Raw genomic sequence first — 19,581 nt, forward strand, 5'->3', positions numbered from 1 at the left:
ATCTGAGCAGATTCGGCTGCTTTTATTTTAGAAAGTAATATTTGTTACAAATCTCTCATCTGTAATTATGTATATTTGTTTATACTTATTTATACTTATTATAAGATAGTAACTAATCTACTTTATTATGACATCAATTAAAATTAAACGTGTTTATGAAGACTTCGCAGAAAGTGATGGTTTCAGAATTTTAGTTGACCGTTTGTGGCCAAGGGGTATAAAAAAAGAAAATCTGCATTACGATCTTTGGGTTAAGGATCTAACTCCTTCTTCCGATCTTCGTATATGGTTTCATCAGGATGTAAAAAATCATTGGGATAGCTTTGTTGCTTCATATCAAAAAGAGCTTGCTCAGTTGACTAATATGGATACATATGTAAATGAGATTGAGCTTCATGCTGTTGTAACGTTATTGTATGCGGCTAAAGATCCAGTGTATAACCATGCAATAATTCTTAAAAAATATTTGGACACTTTGTTAGAGAGCAAAAGCTAAGATAGGTGGTAAATAAATAGTCTGTATTTGAAGGAGGTTTTTATTAATCTCCTTTTTTTGTGCCTTAAAAAAACTCGGAAAATAAAATTTTCTTATTGTTTTATTTAACATAATTAAACAAAAGGGAGTATCGCTATTCTATCCCTTTATTTTCAGGCACTCTTACTGTATGTAGTACAATATATAATGTGTGCTTATTGTTTATTGTATGATATACAATAAATTGTGTTTCAAATATTTAACTTGACTTTGTTTGTGTTTTTTGTTTTGTGGGTAAAGTTATTTTGTATATTTGTTCAAGCCTAATTATATAGATGCAACTTTTAGTTTAAGATATACCATGAAGACAAATTTTATACACACCTATGTTTCTGTTGATTGTGTAGTCTTTGGTTTTGACGATGAGCAATTGAATATTCTTTTGGTTCAACGCAATAACATAGATGAGAGTGATACCAAAAGATTAAAACTTCCCGGTAGTCTTATTTTTAATAATGAAGATGTAGATGATGCAGCTTCTCGTGTCTTGTACGAACTTACAGGCATAAAGCGTATGACCTTAAAGCAGTTCAGATGTTTTGCTGCACCTGATAGAGCAAGTAATCCAGAAGATATAAAATGGTTAGACCAGGCATATAAACCAGATATAGATAGGCTGATAACCGTAGCTTATTTTTCACTTTGTAAAATAGGGAGAAAGCTTAACGTAAGCAATATAACAAAATATAAAGCAGTAGAATGGTGTCCATTGAGCGAACTTTCCGATATGCCATTCGACCATAATAAAATAGTTGAAGCTTCTTTGGTTGATATACGTCGTTGGATTGAGACAGATCCGGTTATCGTATTCGATTTACTTCCTCAGAAATTTACAATTAGCCAATTACATCGCCTTTACGAATCTATTTATAATAAGAAAATTGATATTCGTAATTTCCATAAAAAGGTGGCCACTATGACTTATGTTCTGCCTTTGGCTGAAAAACAATCAGGTGTATCTCATCGTGCTGCACGTTACTATAAGTTTGATAAAAAAGCATATAATAGATTGAAAACGAGTATCTAGATACCATACAAGCCAATTTCCTTCCTTAATACTAAATAAAACTGGGTCTGTGACCTTAATAACCATAAAACACATAAAATAGTATGTATCTATTAGGATATGACATAGGTAGTTCTTCTGTAAAAGCTTGCTTAGTAGAAGCTGCATCAGGCAAGATCGTAGCATCGGATTTTTATCCGAAAGAAGAAATGAAAATTACAGCAGTTAAGCCGGGTTGGGCAGAGCAAGAGCCCGAAGAATGGTGGAGTAATCTGAAAAATGCTCATCAATCTATAATGACAAAGTCGGGAATTAAAGCCGAAGACATCAAAGCAATAGGTATTACATGGCAAATGCATGGATTGGTGCTTGTTGATAAGGACCAGAAAGTGCTTCGTCCTTCTATTATTTGGTGTGATAGTCGTGCAGTTCCTTACGGTGAAAAAGCTTTCAATACAATAGGACACGAAAAATGTCTTTCTCATCTACTTAACTCTCCCGGAAATTTTACCGCTTCTAAATTGGCTTGGGTTAAAGAACACGAGCCTGAGATATTTCAAAAGATAGATAAACTGATGCTTCCAGGTGATTATATTGCTATGAAGCTATCAGGTGATGCTGTTATGACAATCGAAGGATTGTCTGAAGGTATGTTTTGGGATTTCAAGAATAAATGCTTGTCAGAAGATGTTTTGAATTATTATGGAATACCTAAAAGTTTCTTTCCAGAGATCAAACCGATATTCGGAGTTCAGGGAGAAGTTTCAGCCAGTGCTGCAAAAGAGCTTGGTTTGAAAGAAGGTACTCCAATCACATATCGTGCGGGTGATCAGCCGAATAATGCTCTTTCTTTAAATGTGTTTAATCCTGGTGAAATAGCTTCTACTGCCGGAACTTCGGGCGTAGTCTATGGTGTCTTAGATCAATTGGATTATGACAAAAAATCGCGTGTAAATACTTTTGCACACGTTAATTATACTGAGGAGTTGACTCGTCTTGGAGTACTTCTTTGTATAAATGGAACAGGCATCCTTAATTCATGGTTAAGGCGCAATCTGGCATTAGATGGATTGTCTTATGCTGATATGAATAACTTGGCTGCACAATCTACAATCGGAGCAAACGGTGTGTCTATTATCCCTTTTGGTAATGGTGCAGAACGCGTTTTGGAAAACAAAGAAGTGAATTGTTCTATTCAGGGAATCAATTTTAATGTTCATAATAAAGCTGATTTGCTTCGTGCAGCTCAGGAGGGTATTGTATTTTCATACGAATATGGTATGGAGATCATGAAAGAAATGGGTATGAATATCCACCTTATAAGAGCCGGTTATGCTAACATGTTTTTGAGTCCTCTATTTGCACAAACTCTAGCTAGTGTTAGTGGTGCAACTATTGAATTGTTTAATACCGATGGTGCTGCGGGTGCTGCTAAGGGTGCAGGTATGGGAGTTGGGATTTATGCTTCTAACGATGAAGCTTTCGGTTCCCTTGAAAAACTATCAGTTGTGGAGCCCGAGTTAGGTAAGACCAATCAGTATAGAGATGCTTATCAACGTTGGAAAGAATTAATCAAATAAGGTTTTAAACCTAATAGATAAGAAATTAATCATTTAAATATTACAAAAATCTAGATCATGGAAATTTTAAAAGGAAGTAAAGAGTTTTTCCCAAACATCGGGAAAATCAAATTTGAAGGAAAAGAAAGTAAAAATCCACTAGCATTTCGTTATTATGACGAAAAACAAATAGTGATGGGCAAATCTATGAAAGATTGGATGCGTTTTGCTATGGCTTGGTGGCATACATTGTGTGCTGATGGTGGCGATCCTTTTGGAGGTGCAACTATTCACCATCCTTGGAATAATGCAAACGATGCACTTAGTCGTGCTAAATATAAAATGGATGCAGGCTTTGAGTTCATGACTAAAATGGGATTTGGTTTTTATTGTTTCCATGATGTGGATTTAATCGAACCAGCTAACAATTGGGTTGAGTACGAAAAAAATCTTCAAGCTATTGTAGAATACGCTAAAGAGAAACAAGCGGCTTCTGGCATCAAATTATTATGGGGTACAGCCAATGTGTTCAGTAACGAGCGTTATATGAATGGTGCGGCTACAAACCCTAATTTTGATGTAGTTGCATGTGCTGGTACTCAAATCAAAAATGCAATTGATGCTACTATTGCTCTTGGTGGTGCAAATTATGTGTTCTGGGGAGGTCGCGAAGGTTATATGAGCTTATTGAATACAGATATGAGACGTGAGAAAGATCACTTGGCTCGTATGCTTATTATGGCTCGTGACTATGCTCGCAAACAAGGTTTCAAAGGAACATTCCTTATTGAGCCTAAACCAATGGAGCCTACTAAACATCAATATGATTTTGATACTGAAACAGTAATCGGTTTTATTCGTCACTATGGTTTAGAGAATGATTTCAAAGTAAATATCGAGGTGAATCATGCTACATTAGCTGGTCATACATTCGAACACGAATTACAAGCTGCTGTTGATGCAGGTCTTTTAGGAAGTATTGATGCTAATCGTGGCGATAATCAAAACGGATGGGATACAGATCAATTCCCTATCGACTTGTATGAATTGGCTCAAGCTTGGTTAGTAATGCTTCCTGCAGGTGGTGTTGGTAACGGTGGTGTAAACTTCGATGCTAAAATTCGCCGTAATTCAACAGATGCAGAAGATTTGTTTATTGCTCATATATCGGGTATGGATACATTTGCTCGCGGTTTGTTAATTGCTGCTGATGTACTTCAAAACTCAGATTATACAAAAATGCGTGAAGCCCGTTATGCTTCATTCAATGGAGGCAATGGTAAAGCATTTGAAGATGGAAAACTGACTCTGGAAGATTTACGTAATATTGCTCATAAATCGGGCGAACCTGCACAAATCAGTGGTAAGCAAGAGCTTTATGAAGCTATTGTAAACATGCATATCTAATAATGATTTAAAAATAAGCAAGCAAGGCTCTCTTGGTCTTGCTTGTTTATAATAGTTTCTATATACCTTTTAATACCATTTTAATGAAAAACGAAGCTAGTAAATCATATACCATCGGGCTAACTGTTATAGCTACTCTCGGAGGATTGCTTTTCGGATACGATACGGCAGTAATTTCGGGTACGGTGGAATCTCTCCGTCATTTTTTTATTGATCCTATGGGTTTGCCTACCAACGAGGCAAATGCTATGGAAGGATTTGTTATTAGTAGCGCTTTGATCGGTTGTATATTCGGAGCAGCTATTGCAGGATGGGTAAGTCAGCAATTTGGTCGTAAGAAGGCTTTATTTGCGGCAGCTATCCTCTTCTTGTTTGCTGCTATAGGGTCGGCTTGGCCTGAAATTGGCTATCATATGCCCGATGTACAAGATCATACATTTGTGTACCATTTTGTTTTTTACCGTATTATCGGTGGAATAGGGGTTGGTATTGCTTCTATGGTTTCTCCTATGTATATTGCCGAAATAGCTCCACCTGAAAAACGAGGCAGCTTGGTTGCTCTCAATCAGTTTGCCATTATATTTGGTATGTTAGTTGTGTACTTTGTTAATTACTTTATCGCAAAACAAGGTGATACTCAATGGTTGCATGCAATGGGTTGGAGATGGATGTTTGCCTCTTTGGCTATCCCTTCGGGGCTATTCTTTGTGCTATTGTTCTTTGCACCTGAGACTCCAAGATGGCTGATAATGAAAGGACATAAAGAAAAAGGTCTTGATATTCTTACCAAACTTGTAGGAAGTACTGCTGCAAAGAAGGAAATGGATGAAATTCAATATAGTTTTGATAAAGACGAAACAGCTTCATTAAAACCTTATTATAAGTTTATGATGACGTGGTTGGTACTATTCGTAGTAGGTCTTCTTGCTCTATCAATTAGTGGTGTACCAAGCGCTCTCGAAATATCAATGATCTGTAGTTTTATCATTGCTCTGTTTGTGCCTATTCGCTCTTATGGATTCCTAATTATTATAACAGGAGTGTTGCTTTCTGCCTTCCAGCAATTTGTAGGAATCAATGTGGTATTGTATTATGCTCCTGAGATATTCAAGAGTATGGGATCGGGTACTGACTCGGCTTTGTTACAAACAATTATTGTTGGTATAATAAACTTGTCGTTTACTGTATTGGCAATTATGACAGTAGATAAGTTCGGTCGTAAGCCACTATTGATTATTGGTGCATTAATTATGGCTGTGTCTATGCTTGGATTGGGAACTTCATTCTCTCAAAACCTGAATGGAACTTTGAAATTGATCTTTATGTTGACATACACTGCAGGATTTGCCATGTCATGGGGACCTGTTTGTTGGGTTATGTTAGCAGAAATATTCCCCAATTCAGTGCGCTCATCTGTAATGTCTATTGCGGTAGCTGCACAATGGGTGTCGAATTTCCTTATATCTTGGACTTTCCCTATTATGGATAAGAACGAAACTTTAGTGAATACATTTAATCATGGGTTTGCTTATTGGATATATGGTGCTCTTTCTGTATTGGCTGCCATCTTTGTTTGGAAATTCCTTCCAGAAACAAAGGGCAAGACTTTAGAGGATATGGAACAGCTCTGGAAAAAATAAAGGTCATATACCTTTTTATTGCTTAGGCAAGTTAGGTGTAATGACTAAATAAAAACGGACGAAAAGCAAATGTCGCTTTTCGTCCGTTTATTTTATGATGCATGACAAAATGTCTTGTTCCTTAAAGGATTAACATAGAATCACCATAAGTTCCGAAACGGTATTTTTCCTTTACAGCTTCTTCGTATAGTTCCATTACTTTATCATACCCACCAAATGCGGCAGTCATCATAAGTAATGTTGATTGTGGAAGGTGCAAGTTTGTTACCATAGCATCAGCAATGTTAAACTCATAAGGAGGGAATATAAACTTGTTAGTCCATCCCTTGCTTGATTTTAACTGGTGATCGGTACTTACAATTGTTTCAATAGCACGCATCGATGATGTACCTACTGCACATATCTTAGCACCCTTTGCTTTTGCTTTGTTTACAATGTCAGCAGCTTCTGTAGTCACCTCCATTTGCTCCGAATCCATTTTGTGCTTGGTCAAGTCTTCTACATCAATTTCTCTGTAGTTACCTAATCCGGAATGAAGAGTGATGTATGCAAAGTCAATACCCTTTATTTCCATACGTTTCAATAACTCACGGCTAAAGTGCAAACCAGCAGCAGGAGCTACAACAGCACCTTCGTTCTTTGCAAATATTGTTTGGTATCTGTGCTTATCATCATCTTCTTCCTGACGACCCAGATACTTAGGGATTGGTGTTTCTCCTAAAGCATAAAGAGCTGTCTTGAATTCTTCAGCAGGACCATCATATAAGAATCTTAATGTACGTCCGCGTGAAGTTGTATTATCAATAACTTCAGCAACCATAGAATCATCGTCGCCAAAGTATAGTTTATTTCCTATTCTTATTTTACGTGCAGGGTCAACTAATACATCCCAAAGGTGGAATTCTTCGTTAAGTTCACGCAATAAGAAAACTTCAATCTTTGCTCCTGTTTTTTCTTTATTTCCATAAAGACGTGCAGGAAATACTTTCGTGTCATTGAAAACAAAAACATCCTTGTCATCGAAATATTCAAGGATATCCTTAAATTGCTTATGCTCGACTTGACCGGTTTGACGGTTGAAAACTAACATGCGCGATTCATCTCTGTTTTTGTTAGGATGAGTTGCGATTAGTTCCTCCGGAAAATCGAATCTAAATTGTGAAAGTTTCATATTTATATATCTGTTTATTTATTTCTTATTAATAACCTTCAATCTGTGGTTTGAATAATGTTGTCTATGTCTTCTGCTTTCATGCACTTATCAAGAGTGATGTCGCCAATTCGTGTACGGATAAGACCTGTAAGATGTCCTCCTGATTGAAGAGCTTCGCCAATGTCTCGTGCCAAGGCTCTTATATAAGTACCTTTGCTACATACAACACGTATTTTGATACTATCTTTTGCAAAATCTAGCAACTCTATCTCATCTATAACAAGCACTTTCGGTTTTAGTTCTACTTCTTCGCCATTACGTGCCAGATTATAAGCTCTTTCCCCATTTACCTTACAAGCCGAATATGCCGGAGGAATCTGTTCAATCCGCCCAACAAAAGACTTTATTGTTTCTTCGACCAGCTCTTTTGTTATATGATCGGTAGGGAAAGTTTTATCTACCTCTGTTTCCAAATCAAAAGAAGGCGTTGTTGCTCCTAATCCAATAGTGGCTACATATTCTTTTCCTTGATATTGAAAAGTCTCGATAAGTTTGGTTTTTTTTCCGGTACATATAATCATTACCCCTGTTGCCAAAGGGTCTAATGTTCCGGCATGACCAACTTTCAGTTTCTTAATATTCAAACCTCTACATAATTTACTACGCAATTTTCGTACCAAATCAAAAGATGTCCAGTTTAAAGGTTTATCTATATATATAATTTCTCCCGAAATGAAATCCATTTGTTTTTTATAGAATGTTCAGGTCATGACCTGTTAGTAAGTAAATAAGTATTCCTAGTCCTAAAACGATTCTGTACCAACCAAATAGCTTAAATCCGTATTTGGTTACATAGCCAATGAAGAATTTAATAGCTAACATGGCTACAACAAATGCAACTAAATTACCAATAATTAAGGTTGACATATTGTCTTGTAGAATCTGGACGCCGTCAGGTTGCATAAGTAGCTTTAGTAATTTATATCCTGTTGCTGCTGCCATAGTAGGTACTGCAAGGAAGAATGAAAATTCGGCAGCCGATTTACGCGTTAGTTTTTGGCTCATACCTCCGACAATAGTTGACATTGATCGTGATACTCCGGGAATCATTGCAATACATTGGAAACATCCAATAATAAATGCATTTTTATAGGTTATCTCTTTGTCCTTGTCAGGAGAGTTAAACCATTTATCTACAAATAGCATAACAATACCTCCTAGAACCAAAGTTGTAGCTACTACATATACGTTCTCGAGCATATCATCAATAAAATCATTGAACAAAAGTCCTAGTACAGCAGCAGGTATAAATCCGATCAATAGCTTAATATAGAAATCCCACGATTGGAAAAAACGCTTCCAATAAAGAACTAATACTGATAGTATGGCTCCAAATTGAATGATAACTGTAAATGCTTTAACGAAATCGGTACTTTCGATGCCCAATAGCTTCTCAGCTATAATCATGTGACCGGTCGATGATATTGGTAGAAACTCAGTAAGCCCTTCTACAATGGCTATGATAATAGTCTGTAGTGTATCCATTCTTTAAATAGTACGTTTTATTTGTTTTTCTTCAGTGTGTTATGCCTTAGCAGAATCCTGAATTGTTGAATCATCCTGTTGTTTGGTGGGGTATAATATTCCTACTATCATTAGTAAGAAGCCAAAAAAAGAAAACATTGGTCCTATAACAATACGTCTCGTGCTAAAGATGTCAGGTTGAAAACCTTCTTCGATACTGGTTGATGAGCCTGTCATCAATAAAAAACCAATAATAATAAGTGCAAATGATGCTGCACATATTATGTAATTAAGTTTACCTAATGCAAAATCTTTCTTTTCCATATTGTTTTTTTAGTACAATGATTTATTTAATACCGCATTCTTATATTGTAACAAGCATTGGCTGCGATATTTACCAACGCAAAATAGATAGGTCTTAGACCTTAAGCGTGATACAGGTTATTTGTATTCATCTTTAAATATCGGTTTACAGCCGATGTAGTCGCCAAAAGCGGAAGAATTATACCTAATGCTAAAACAATAACATAGAGTATAATAAGGTTCTGCATCCTTATTATCGAGATGATTTCGGGAAACTCTTTGGCTAGCGTATATATTAATGCTGTGATTCCTATATTTGCTATAATGGCAGCTACCACGCCATATCCTATTGCTTTAATAACAAAAGGTTTGCGGATAAAGCCATTTGTTGCACCAACAAGTTGCATGGTGTTTATTAAAAAACGCTTAGCATAAATGTTAAGACGAATGGTATTCCTTATAAGAGTAAATGATATAAACATCAATATAACGGCCAATATTAATAACCCTGTTCCTACTTTCGATAGGTTCGAATTGATCATCTCTATTGTATCTTCGCTATATAAGAAGCTTTTTACAATCTTTTGTCCTTTCAGGCTTTTCTCTACAACTTTGATGCTATCGATATTCGCATATTCAGATTTTAGAGTAATGTCAAAATAATTAGATGCAGGCGTATATCCCAGTATTTCTTCAGGGTCACCACCTAATTCCTCTATCAGTTCTTTTTTTATCTCATCTTTACTGATGAACGTTACTGATTTTATATAAGGCTTGGCACTAAGTTGTTTTTGAAGTTTTGCGGCGGCGGCATCTGTTGTGTCGTCTGATAACTCTATTGTAATGCTGAGGTTCTCTTTTATGAATGAGGAGATTTCGCGTCCCATAACCCCTACAAAAAAAGTCAATCCCAGTAAAAATAAAACTAAGGTAATACTTACAGTTGTAGTTACTCCGGTTCCAAATAGAGATGTTGTCTTTAGTTGACGATTTTTTGACATAAAATATTTACTCTGCTTTTATTTTTGTATCTTCGTTATGAGTGATTTAGATACTTCACGCCTTAATTTGGTGCAAAGAAACAAAATATAATGCTGTTTTGTAGCATTATTTATGTTTTTTAATTATAAAATTCCAGAATACTAACTAATTCTCTTATTAGAATACCTTAATTTTGTCGATCAATATCTAAATTTTATTATAGCTAGAACAAACCCTGCAAGCTTATTGTTTTCATATATGTGTAATCTTTTATATATTCGCATGTATAATAGAAAGGGTTTATTATTAGAAAATACCATAGCAGAGTGAAGTATTAAGGTCTCAGATTTTTTTATTCTATTGCTAAGTGTAATGTAAAATAGCCTGTTATAATTGGAGAGTTTATAATTTAAATACGTTTAATTACTTAAATATAAAATGCAAGAAGATCAAGATACAATATTGGATGAGATCACGTCCAGTGAATATAAATATGGTTTCGTAACCGATATCGAAAACGAATCCATTGGTAAGGGTTTGAATGAAGATGTTATCAGACTGATTTCATCTAAAAAAAATGAGCCCGAATGGTTGTTAGAATATAGATTGAATGCTTACAGACATTGGCTTACAATGAAAATGCCAGAGTGGGCACAATTAAATATTCCTGAGATTAATTATCAGGATGTAATCTATTATTCGGCGCCAAAACAAAAGATAGCTCCTGAAAGTTTAGATCAAGTAGATCCTGAATTGTTGAAGACATTCGATAAGCTGGGTATTTCTATAAACGAGCAAAAGAAGCTAGTTGGAATGGCTGTTGATGTTGTAATGGACAGTGTTTCAGTGAAAACAACTTTTAGAGATGTACTATCTGAAAAAGGAATTATTTTCTGTTCTTTTGGAGAGGCTGTACAAGAGCATCCCGAACTGGTTAAGAAGTATTTAGGAACAGTTGTTTCCTCTAAAGATAATTATTTTGCTGCCTTAAATTCGGCAGTATTTAGTGATGGTTCATTTGCTTACATTCCAAAGGGAGTGCGTTGTCCGATGGAACTTTCTACTTATTTCCGTATCAATGCAGCTAACACAGGTCAGTTCGAAAGAACCTTACTTGTCGCAGATGACGATTCGTATGTAAGTTATCTTGAAGGTTGTACAGCTCCTATGAGGGATGAGAATCAGTTGCATGCTGCTATTGTAGAGATTGTAGCTATGGATCGTGCGGAAGTGAAATATTCAACCGTTCAGAACTGGTATCCAGGCGATAAAGAAGGTAAAGGCGGTATCTACAACTTTGTAACTAAGCGTGGACTTTGTAAAGGAGAATCTTCTAAAATATCATGGACTCAGGTTGAAACAGGTTCTGCTATTACGTGGAAATATCCGTCTTGTATATTAGCCGGAGATAACTCTACAGGAGAATTCTACTCGGTTGCAGTTACTAACCATCATCAGCAAGCCGATACGGGAACTAAGATGATTCATATTGGTAAGAACACTAAGAGTCGTATTGTTTCTAAAGGTATCTCGGCAGGGCAAAGTCAGAACTCTTATAGAGGGTTGGTAAAAGTGTCCCCAAAGGCTGAAAACGCTCGTAATCACTCACAATGCGATAGTTTATTGCTTGGCGATAGATGCGGAGCTCATACATTCCCATATTCGGAAATAGCGAACTCTTCAGCTATTATAGAACACGAGGCTACGACTTCCAAGATTAGTGAAGATCAGGTTTTCTATTGTAATCAACGTGGTATAGCTACCGAAGATGCAGTGGGATTGATTGTAAACGGTTATGCAAAAGAAGTTATGCAAAAACTTCCTATGGAATTTGCCGTTGAAGCACAAAAACTACTTCAAATTAGTTTAGAAGGAAGTGTAGGTTGATCGAAAGAATTTATGCTATATAAATGGAAAGAGTATTTCAATTTGAAATACTCTTTTTTTTTTGTTTTATTAATTAACCCTTGTCAAGTTATTCTTTAACAAATAATCGGTAGTGATAAGCATGGAGGTGGAATAGTTGCGCATGCTGTCAGCTAGTGATATGTAAGAATTCCGTTCGTTGATTATATTCTTGCTTTTGTAATCGTATAATCCTTCATTTTTTGTGATGGGATTATATACATAAAAGTGTTTGGAATTGATACATCCCATCATATCATCTGAGGTGAAAAATATATAAGGGCGCTTTTGCTTAATAATGTCAATACCTAATGTATTATTATCAAACGAATAATCTAGTAAACCCAATAGGGTAGGAGTTATATCTATTTGCCCTCCTAAATTTTCGAATACTTTGGGTGCATCATCAAATAGGGCTGAATGTATAATTAAAGGAATATGGTTGTATGATAGAGGCATGTCGTATGTTGTTTTTCCTACTAGTTTACCATGATCTCCAAGTAATACGAATATAGTGTTTTTATACCAGTCTTGTTTTTTCGCTTCGGACATAAATTGTCGGATCGCATCATCAGCAAAAGCTACAATCTGCTCACATGGTTCTTTGCTGACCAATTTAAATTTTTCGGGAACTATATAGGGAGGATGATTGCTAATGGTAAGTATGGTGGTAAAGAATGGAGTCTTTTGTTTAGATTGTTCTATTATCCTCTTCATCGCATATTCAAACAAATAGTCATCCTGAACCCCGTATCCGTTTACAACCTTCGATGCAGGATAATCTTCTTGCGCATACATTCGCTGAATACCATTCTCGAGTAGAAATGCATTCATATTATCATATTGAGATTCGTGTGTCACAAAAAAAGATGTTTGGTATCCTCTTTTGCTGAGTATACGGGGAATTCCTTGGCACTTGGCTATCTCTACATTCTTCATTATATTCTTGTCGAATAACGAAGGCAAGCCGAAAAGAGTTGCTACGACTCCTTGATTCGTATGTGTTCCGGCTGAATAAAAGTTCTCGAAATAATAAGACTCTTTTATTAATTCGTTTAAATAGGGGGTTAAACTACCTTCTTTCATTGAAAGAAATTCCGCAGACATTGATTCCATAAGAATGAGTACAATATTGATATCCTTATTTTCTTTGCACCCATCTATATTTCTAAGGATTGGAAAATGTGCTTCTTTATCGCAGTTAATATTTAGCTCATTTTGCACTATAGATAAGGCATCTTCATCTTTCATGAGATGATTGGCACTAATATGTTTCTTTGAGTTTTCGATGATACTCCTTAGTAAGAAGAATGTCGGATTTAGTCCTAACTGATTCAGAAAAGAATTATTGCAGAAATATGCCTGACTCGTTTTTATGGGATTCTCTCCTGCACGTCCTCTAATTCCTAATAGACAAAGACCGATAACAATGATACTAATTGCAATATAGACTGAATATTGTTTTTTGCTCAATTTGCTCTGTCCTTGTTTTAGAGTAATTCTTCCGGTTCTGATTACAATTGTGCTAAACAAAACGAGAATAACAACGAAAATGAAGAAATATATATAGTAAGATGGTTCTTGTAAAACCAACTGTAAAGCACTTCCTCCCTCTTCTTTCCAATTGAATATGGAAGAGTTGAGGTGTTTGAAGAAATAATTGAAATAGGGAATATCGGAAGCTGAGATTGCAAATACTAAACCAAAGAGAATAATATAATAAAAGTTGAATATTTTGATGCTGATTTTATTCAGTTGTTTGCAGAATCCCAATACTAGAAGTACAACCAGTGGGAGAATGCTTATGTAACAAGCTATAACATTATCAAACCAAATACCTTTGGTTAGAGCTGTAGTGATTGTAGCGAGGGTGACACTCTCATCATTTAGATTGGTTGTATTGCTTAATAATAAGATAAATCTGAATACAGATAGCAATAGAAGCGCCGAAAAATGGATCGTTAGGACGTAACGTAGCACAGACTTAATGGAATTCATTCTAAAATTGTTTCTTTACTTTAGTGTATTTGTTAATGTTCAAAATGTTTGCTGCATGATGTAAATCGTTGAAGAATATACAATATATGCTACAAATCAAATAAAGTAAAATGCAAAAGGTCGCAAGTCGGTGTTACCTTTTGTATTTTACTAAAATATAAATTGTCAAGTGTTAGTCTGTAAAGAGGCCGCAAAGATAATAAAAGAGAGGGTTCTATTGTGTTTTTTTATTTCTATTTATGGAGGGTTGCTTTTTTATCTCATCTAATGTAAGCCCTCCCACGATAAGGAGGGCTGATTTCTTATGGATTATCTACTTATATGTAGATAGAATATTTTTAGAAATAAGGTTTGCTTTATAGATTAACGAACTCTTTTGAGTCGGTTCGATCCAGCTCTAAATGAAGAGATTCTACTCTATGTTTTTTCTCACTTTCGTTAAAAATTCTAACATCTCTGTAGAGTCTTTCTTTTCGATGATCGAAAGCAGTTGTCCCAGTTCTTCTCTTATTTGCTCCACTTGCTGTGGGGTGTAAGGGTTGAACAGAATTTCAGTCAAAAGAAAATCATCTTCCGATAAAAGACCTTTGGCTATATCCATATGTCTTTTAAAGGTAGTTCCGGGTGCTTCCTGATGTTTCATTACAGAAGCGAATACTAGAGTTGAGGCAAACGGAATAGATAGCGAATAGGCTATCGTTTGATCGTGCTCGTCGAAACTATATTCGAATACCTGAAGGTGTAAGCTTCTATACAGATCTAAGAAGAATTCTTTTCCTTTCTCCGATGATTCTGATATAACGATGGCACTTTGGGTGCTAAGGTTGCGCAGATCGGCAAAAGTGGGTCCAAACATGGGATGCGAAGAAGCAAAAGGTTGTTTTACTGATGCGTAAAATTCCTGTAAACCTGTTTTTACCGATGCTATATCTGAAATAATACAAGTGTCACTAATGTATGGTAAGATAGTTTTAAATGCATCAATAGTGTACTTAACTGTTGCTGCATTGATAACTAACTCCGGATTGAAGTCCGAAATTTCTTTTGGGTCGCTCATCCTTACCACATTGTAGGTGAATTTCAATCGGTCGGGGTTTGTGTCAAACATCGCAACCTCATGATTGGAACTCAATACATCAGAAAAGAAAGATCCCATCTTTCCTGCACCTAATATTAATATTTTCATAACTGTGTATTATAAAATATAGCCAGTTGTTTATAGATTTATCAACTGGCTATTTCATTTTTATAAAGAGGTCTTCGACCTTTATTTATTTAGTATATCCAGTTGTACTCTTACTGATTCTTCGTGTATAGCTTCAAGTATAACACGCATAAATTCAGGATTCATTCCCATTTCAGTGGCTTGAGCGATACGTTTAGTTAGAATTTCATCATAACGATCGGTTTGTACGATAGTCATGTTATGTTCTTTCTTGAAAGTGCCGATTTCTTTAGAAACACGCATGCGTTTAGCTATAAGCTCAAGCAATTGATCGTCAGCTTCGTCAATTTGACGACGAAGATCTGATAAATCTTCAGTTGTTTGTTTGCCCTCACGGATGATAAGTGCACCTAATATTTCTTTTAATCTCTCAGGTGTTACTTGTTGAGAAGCATCACTCCAAGCACAATCAGGGTTGCAATGAGTTTCGATGATCAAACCTTCGAAATTCAAATCCATAGCTTGTTGAGAAAGTGGCTGAATTAAATCGCGTTTTCCTCCAATATGGCTAGGGTCGCAAATGATTGGAAGATCAGGATAGCGACGTTTCAATTCGATTGGTATATGCCATTGTGGAAGGTTACGGTATATCTTTTTGTCGAAAGAACTAAAACCTCTGTGGATAGCTCCTAGCTTAGTTAAACCAACATTGCTTAAACGCTCTAATGCACCGATCCATAATTCTAAATCTGGATTTACAGGATTCTTTACTAGTACAGGAATATCAACTCCTTGTAAAGCTTCTGCTATTTCTTGTACTGCAAAAGGGTTTGCAGTTGTACGTGCACCAATCCAAAGTAAATCTACTCCGTATTTAAGAGCTTCATATACGTGTTTTTGAGTAGCAACTTCTGTAGAAACATACATTCCTGTTTCTTTTTTTACTTTCTTCAACCAAGCTAATCCTTCGCTTCCGATACCTTCAAAACCTCCGGGTTTAGTACGAGGTTTCCAAATTCCGGCACGCATAACTTTAATTCCGTCTGCTGCTAATTGTTTAGCAGTTTCCATTACTTGCTCTTCAGTTTCGGCACTACAAGGTCCTGCAATAACGAAAGGTCTTTTCGGGTCTACTCCTGGAAGTAAAATTGAATCTAATTTCATCTTGTTTTTATTTTAATTATTGATTTGAATACTAGTTAGTTTTTCCGTTACATCTTAGTTTTAAAACTGATTATAGTTGTTATATCTGCTAAGTAACAGAAAGGTCTGAGACCTTATTTTATTCTTAATATCATTATTATTTCGTCCTTGTATGTTTTGTTGTCGACTTTGAAAATTTCTGGACGCTTTCCAGATTCTACGAATCCGTATTTTTTATATAATGCTAATCCTGCTTCATTGTTCGCATATGCTTCTAGATATATAATTTCTAAAGGAGAATTATTTTTTGCCCATTTTATGGCATTTTCTAAGAGTAATGAGCCTGCACCATATCCTTGCCAGCTTGATAACATGCCCATTCCCAATCGGGCAGTATGATACATTATCTTTTGCTGCAATCCCGAAAAATCTATATTTCCAATAATACGTCCTTGATGGGTAGCAACTAATAAAAGGCTGTTTTTATTGTCAATAAAAGATTGTATCCATTTTTCCTCTTCCTCTAAAGTAGGATTAAATTCTCCTTTTGTGTAGGGAATGAACTCGCTTTCTTCAATATATTCTTTTACAACAGTTATCAATTCCGGTGCGTCACTTATTTGTGCTTCACGGATAACTATAGTTTTCCCATTTTTTAAGACTGATTCTATTGTTCTAAATTTCATCTCTAAGAAAATATTTAAGCTAACTTTTTTACTCTGTCTAATGCTTCTTTAAGCATTTGTTCATTACAGCAAAGCGAGATGCGTATGTATCTTTTACCTTTATCTCCGAATATAAATCCGGGAGTGAGGAATACATTAGCTTCATAAAGGACTTTATCAGCCAATTCGGCACTGTCTTTGTATATGTCGGGTATTTTACCCCATAAGAACAGTCCTACTTGTTTAGGATCAAAAGTGCAGCCTAAGGTATTCATTATTTGCTCTGCATATTTGCGACGAGCTGTGTATAGGTTGATATTATTCTCGATGTGCCATTCTTCAGAATTGTTGAGTGCAGCAATAGCAGCTAATTGGACGGGTTTAAACTGTCCACTGTCAATATTACTTTTTACTTTTAGTACCCATTGTACAAATTGAGGATTAGAGGCTAGCATAGCCATACGCCACCCTGGCATATTATGCGATTTACTAAGAGAGTTCATCTCAATGCAAATATCTTTAGCTCCTTCAATCTGCAGAATGCTCAATCTGTTTGTATTTAGAATGAAGCTATATGGATTATCGTTGACGATTACAATTCCGTGTTTTTTGCCAAAAGCAACTAAGCGTTCATATAATTCTACCGTAGCATTTGCTCCAGTGGGCATATTTGGGTAATTAACCCACATTAATTTTACATTTGATAGATCTAGTTTTTCGAGAGCATCAAAATCAGGTTGCCAATTATTGTTCTCATCTAGATCGTAAGTCTGTATTTTGGCTTGCACCAAATTACTCACTGATGTATATGTCGGGTAACCAGGATTTGGTACAAGTACACCATCACCAGGATTAAGAAAAGTAAGTGAAATATGTAAGATTCCCTCTTTAGATCCAATAAGCGGCTGAACCTCTTTAGAAGGGTCTAAATCTACGTTATACCATTTTTTGTACCAATCAGCGAAAGCTCGGCGTAGTTCAGGTATGCCTACATAAGGTTGATATCCGTGTACGTTGGTTTGTACAGCCGATTCGCATAATGCCTCTATCGTTTCTTTTGAAGGAGGTAGATCAGGACTTCCTATACCTAGGCTTATTACATTTTTACCTGCCGCATTCATCTCGGCAACTTCTTTTAGTTTTGTCGAGAAATAATATTCGCTAATAGAATTGAGGCGTTCTGCCGGAGTAATCTGTTTTGTGCTCATATCTTTTAAGTATCGATAGTTGTTATACTTTGAGTGATAATAAACAGGTCAGAGACCTTCTTGCTTATAATTCGCTTTGTCTTCCTTCTGGATAATCTCCCAATATTTTCAAATCGCTAATTAATGGGCGAATTGCTGTTAGTGATTGTTGATATCGGTCATAATTGTCGAATTTTATATCTACATAGAATTGATATTCCCATTCTCTACCAATAATAGGAAGCGATTGTATTTTTGTCAAGTTCACATGATAGAAGGAAAGTACAGATAGTACTTGCGATAAGCTTCCCTCACTGTGAGGTACTGTAAATACGATAGATGATTTATTTAATACTTCATCTTTCTGTATTTCATCTACAATCCAGCGATTACCAAAAATAAGAAAGCGAGTAAAATTGTGTTTATTTGTCTCAATTCCCCTCGCTAGTATATTTAATCCATATATTTCGGCTGCTCTTGTGCTACAAATGGCAGCAGTGCCCAACATATTTTTATCTGCAATGTCTTTGGCTGCAAGCGCAGTATCTTCGTGCTCTACTACTTTTACTTTAGGTAGAGTTTCTAAGAAGTTTACGCACTGCATCAATGCGATAGGGTGCGATATAACTTCTGTAATATCGTGTATGCTTTGTCCGGGTAGCGCTGCTATACAGTGCGATACACGTTGTTTGTATTCGCCTGCGATAGGTAGTTTGTTTGTTTTAAGCAATTCATAGTTTTGTAGAAGACTACCTGCAATGGTATTTTCAATAGCCATAATCCCTATGATATTCGGATCATTCTTGATAGAGGTAAAGATGTCTTTAAATGTAATACAGGGAACGATTTCGACCTCTTCTCCTACAAAAAAGTTTTCTGCTGCTATCCCATGATATGCTCCGAGTCCTCCTTGAATTGCTACCTTTCTCATTTGAGTAATTTCTATTATTTGTTTGTATATGACTTAAAATAAAAAAATCCTGTCAAGCTTGACAGGATTTTATATATCTATTATGTTGTTTTCTTTACTACATACAAAATCCTGTCTTACCTTTTAAAGTAAAAGTAAAAAAAGAAGTAGTATGCAAAAGAAAAATTTCTCATTGTTCTGTTTTTCGTAAAATGATTTGACAAAAGTAATATTTTTTTGATAAATGCAATTCTTTTTTCTTATTTTTTTATTGATCACTTATTTATAGTATAATATTACCTCTACTTTGGCTTCTAAAATATTGATTTTATAGGTGTTTTATTAGCTTTTTTTCTTAATTTATTATACTGTTATATATAGATGTGTTATTTGAGATGTTTCTCTAACTATGTACTCTGTTTGGAAACTAATTATATCTGTATGTAGTTAGTTGTATTTGTTATACGTATTTTTTGATATATATACAATATATTATAGAA

17 protein-coding genes are annotated in these 19,581 nt (G+C 35.5%); 6 read left to right on the top strand and 11 right to left on the bottom strand.

The genetic code is table 11. The features are described from left to right. Positions 1–127 precede the first annotated feature (127 nt). From HGC4_RS13480 to xylE, 5 genes are all read left to right on the top strand, one after another. Entirely contained in the window at positions 128–496 is a 369-nt protein-coding gene (locus HGC4_RS13480; RefSeq protein WP_050710664.1) for a DUF488 domain-containing protein, read from the top strand. Positions 497–836: 340 nt separating this feature from the next. Continuing rightward, complete coding sequence (locus tag HGC4_RS13485; RefSeq protein ID WP_050710665.1) at positions 837–1,562, top strand: NUDIX hydrolase; 726 nt, start codon at positions 837–839, stop codon at positions 1,560–1,562. Between the two features lie 83 nt (positions 1,563–1,645). Beyond that, a complete protein-coding gene (locus HGC4_RS13490) occupies positions 1,646–3,121 on the top strand; it encodes a xylulokinase (protein ID WP_050710666.1) in 1,476 nt (491 codons plus the stop codon). A 57-nt stretch (positions 3,122–3,178) separates the two neighbouring features. Further along, positions 3,179–4,507: a xylose isomerase gene (gene xylA / locus HGC4_RS13495; RefSeq protein ID WP_050710667.1), complete on the top strand. Its 1,329-nt coding sequence runs from the start codon at positions 3,179–3,181 to the stop codon at positions 4,505–4,507. A gap of 83 nt (positions 4,508–4,590) precedes the next feature. After that, positions 4,591–6,147: a D-xylose transporter XylE gene (gene xylE, locus HGC4_RS13500; protein ID WP_050710668.1), complete on the top strand. Its 1,557-nt coding sequence runs from the start codon at positions 4,591–4,593 to the stop codon at positions 6,145–6,147. A 121-nt stretch (positions 6,148–6,268) separates the two neighbouring features. On the opposite strand, the gene queA is transcribed toward xylE, so the two are convergent. The 5 genes from queA to HGC4_RS13525 form a co-directional block, all read right to left on the bottom strand. Continuing rightward, a complete protein-coding gene (gene queA, locus HGC4_RS13505) occupies positions 6,269–7,318 on the bottom strand; it encodes a tRNA preQ1(34) S-adenosylmethionine ribosyltransferase-isomerase QueA (RefSeq protein ID WP_050710669.1) in 1,050 nt (349 codons plus the stop codon). A gap of 38 nt (positions 7,319–7,356) precedes the next feature. After that, the gene (gene truB / locus HGC4_RS13510; RefSeq protein ID WP_050710670.1) at positions 7,357–8,043 is read right to left on the bottom strand and encodes a tRNA pseudouridine(55) synthase TruB; all 687 of its coding nucleotides are present in this window, start codon (positions 8,041–8,043) and stop codon (positions 7,357–7,359) included. Positions 8,044–8,050: 7 nt separating this feature from the next. Then, a complete protein-coding gene (locus HGC4_RS13515) occupies positions 8,051–8,845 on the bottom strand; it encodes an undecaprenyl-diphosphate phosphatase (protein WP_050710671.1) in 795 nt (264 codons plus the stop codon). Positions 8,846–8,884: 39 nt separating this feature from the next. Then, on the bottom strand, positions 8,885–9,148 hold the full coding sequence (locus HGC4_RS13520; RefSeq protein ID WP_050710672.1) for a DUF3098 domain-containing protein: 264 nt from the start codon (positions 9,146–9,148) through the stop codon (positions 8,885–8,887). A gap of 101 nt (positions 9,149–9,249) precedes the next feature. After that, positions 9,250–10,128, bottom strand: a complete 879-nt coding sequence (locus HGC4_RS13525; protein ID WP_050710673.1) for a cell division protein FtsX — start codon at positions 10,126–10,128, stop codon at positions 9,250–9,252. Positions 10,129–10,546: 418 nt separating this feature from the next. Between HGC4_RS13525 and sufB the strand changes: the two genes are divergently transcribed. Further along, positions 10,547–11,995, top strand: coding sequence for a Fe-S cluster assembly protein SufB (gene sufB / locus HGC4_RS13530; protein WP_050710674.1), 1,449 nt, complete (start codon positions 10,547–10,549; stop codon positions 11,993–11,995). A gap of 69 nt (positions 11,996–12,064) precedes the next feature. Here the strand turns inward: sufB and HGC4_RS13535 are convergent, their stop codons facing one another. The 6 genes from HGC4_RS13535 to HGC4_RS13560 form a co-directional block, all read right to left on the bottom strand. Continuing rightward, positions 12,065–14,011: an LTA synthase family protein gene (locus HGC4_RS13535; protein WP_050710675.1), complete on the bottom strand. Its 1,947-nt coding sequence runs from the start codon at positions 14,009–14,011 to the stop codon at positions 12,065–12,067. Positions 14,012–14,423: 412 nt separating this feature from the next. Then, positions 14,424–15,197: a prephenate dehydrogenase/arogenate dehydrogenase family protein gene (locus HGC4_RS13540; RefSeq protein ID WP_050710676.1), complete on the bottom strand. Its 774-nt coding sequence runs from the start codon at positions 15,195–15,197 to the stop codon at positions 14,424–14,426. An 81-nt stretch (positions 15,198–15,278) separates the two neighbouring features. Next, positions 15,279–16,340, bottom strand: a complete 1,062-nt coding sequence (locus HGC4_RS13545; protein ID WP_050710677.1) for a bifunctional 3-deoxy-7-phosphoheptulonate synthase/chorismate mutase type II — start codon at positions 16,338–16,340, stop codon at positions 15,279–15,281. A 113-nt stretch (positions 16,341–16,453) separates the two neighbouring features. Next, the gene (locus HGC4_RS13550; protein ID WP_050710678.1) at positions 16,454–17,005 is read right to left on the bottom strand and encodes a GNAT family N-acetyltransferase; all 552 of its coding nucleotides are present in this window, start codon (positions 17,003–17,005) and stop codon (positions 16,454–16,456) included. 14 nt (positions 17,006–17,019) lie between these two features. After that, complete coding sequence (locus HGC4_RS13555; protein ID WP_050710679.1) at positions 17,020–18,192, bottom strand: pyridoxal phosphate-dependent aminotransferase; 1,173 nt, start codon at positions 18,190–18,192, stop codon at positions 17,020–17,022. 64 nt (positions 18,193–18,256) lie between these two features. Further along, on the bottom strand, positions 18,257–19,102 hold the full coding sequence (locus HGC4_RS13560; RefSeq protein WP_050710680.1) for a prephenate dehydratase: 846 nt from the start codon (positions 19,100–19,102) through the stop codon (positions 18,257–18,259). Positions 19,103–19,581: the final 479 nt, after the last annotated feature.

Source organism: Dysgonomonas sp. HGC4 (assembly GCF_001261715.1).
Lineage (GTDB): Bacteria > Bacteroidota > Bacteroidia > Bacteroidales > Dysgonomonadaceae > Dysgonomonas_A.

Bases quoted from the DNA above. Each gene is read 5' to 3' on its own strand.
- HGC4_RS13545 (WP_050710677.1), bottom strand. From the start codon at position 16,340: ATGAAATTAGATTCAATTTTACTTCCAGGAGTAGACCCGAAAAGACCT.
- HGC4_RS13535 (WP_050710675.1), bottom strand. From the start codon at position 14,011: ATGAATTCCATTAAGTCTGTGCTACGTTACGTCCTAACGATCCATTTT.
- xylE (WP_050710668.1), top strand. From the start codon at position 4,591: ATGAAAAACGAAGCTAGTAAATCATATACCATCGGGCTAACTGTTATA.
- HGC4_RS13490 (WP_050710666.1), top strand. From the start codon at position 1,646: ATGTATCTATTAGGATATGACATAGGTAGTTCTTCTGTAAAAGCTTGC.
- HGC4_RS13560 (WP_050710680.1), bottom strand. From the start codon at position 19,102: ATGAGAAAGGTAGCAATTCAAGGAGGACTCGGAGCATATCATGGGATA.
- truB (WP_050710670.1), bottom strand. From the start codon at position 8,043: ATGGATTTCATTTCGGGAGAAATTATATATATAGATAAACCTTTAAAC.
- queA (WP_050710669.1), bottom strand. From the start codon at position 7,318: ATGAAACTTTCACAATTTAGATTCGATTTTCCGGAGGAACTAATCGCA.
- HGC4_RS13550 (WP_050710678.1), bottom strand. From the start codon at position 17,005: ATGAAATTTAGAACAATAGAATCAGTCTTAAAAAATGGGAAAACTATA.
- HGC4_RS13515 (WP_050710671.1), bottom strand. From the start codon at position 8,845: ATGGATACACTACAGACTATTATCATAGCCATTGTAGAAGGGCTTACT.
- HGC4_RS13555 (WP_050710679.1), bottom strand. From the start codon at position 18,192: ATGAGCACAAAACAGATTACTCCGGCAGAACGCCTCAATTCTATTAGC.
- HGC4_RS13520 (WP_050710672.1), bottom strand. From the start codon at position 9,148: ATGGAAAAGAAAGATTTTGCATTAGGTAAACTTAATTACATAATATGT.
- HGC4_RS13525 (WP_050710673.1), bottom strand. From the start codon at position 10,128: ATGTCAAAAAATCGTCAACTAAAGACAACATCTCTATTTGGAACCGGA.
- HGC4_RS13485 (WP_050710665.1), top strand. From the start codon at position 837: ATGAAGACAAATTTTATACACACCTATGTTTCTGTTGATTGTGTAGTC.
- sufB (WP_050710674.1), top strand. From the start codon at position 10,547: ATGCAAGAAGATCAAGATACAATATTGGATGAGATCACGTCCAGTGAA.
- HGC4_RS13480 (WP_050710664.1), top strand. From the start codon at position 128: ATGACATCAATTAAAATTAAACGTGTTTATGAAGACTTCGCAGAAAGT.
- HGC4_RS13540 (WP_050710676.1), bottom strand. From the start codon at position 15,197: ATGAAAATATTAATATTAGGTGCAGGAAAGATGGGATCTTTCTTTTCT.
- xylA (WP_050710667.1), top strand. From the start codon at position 3,179: ATGGAAATTTTAAAAGGAAGTAAAGAGTTTTTCCCAAACATCGGGAAA.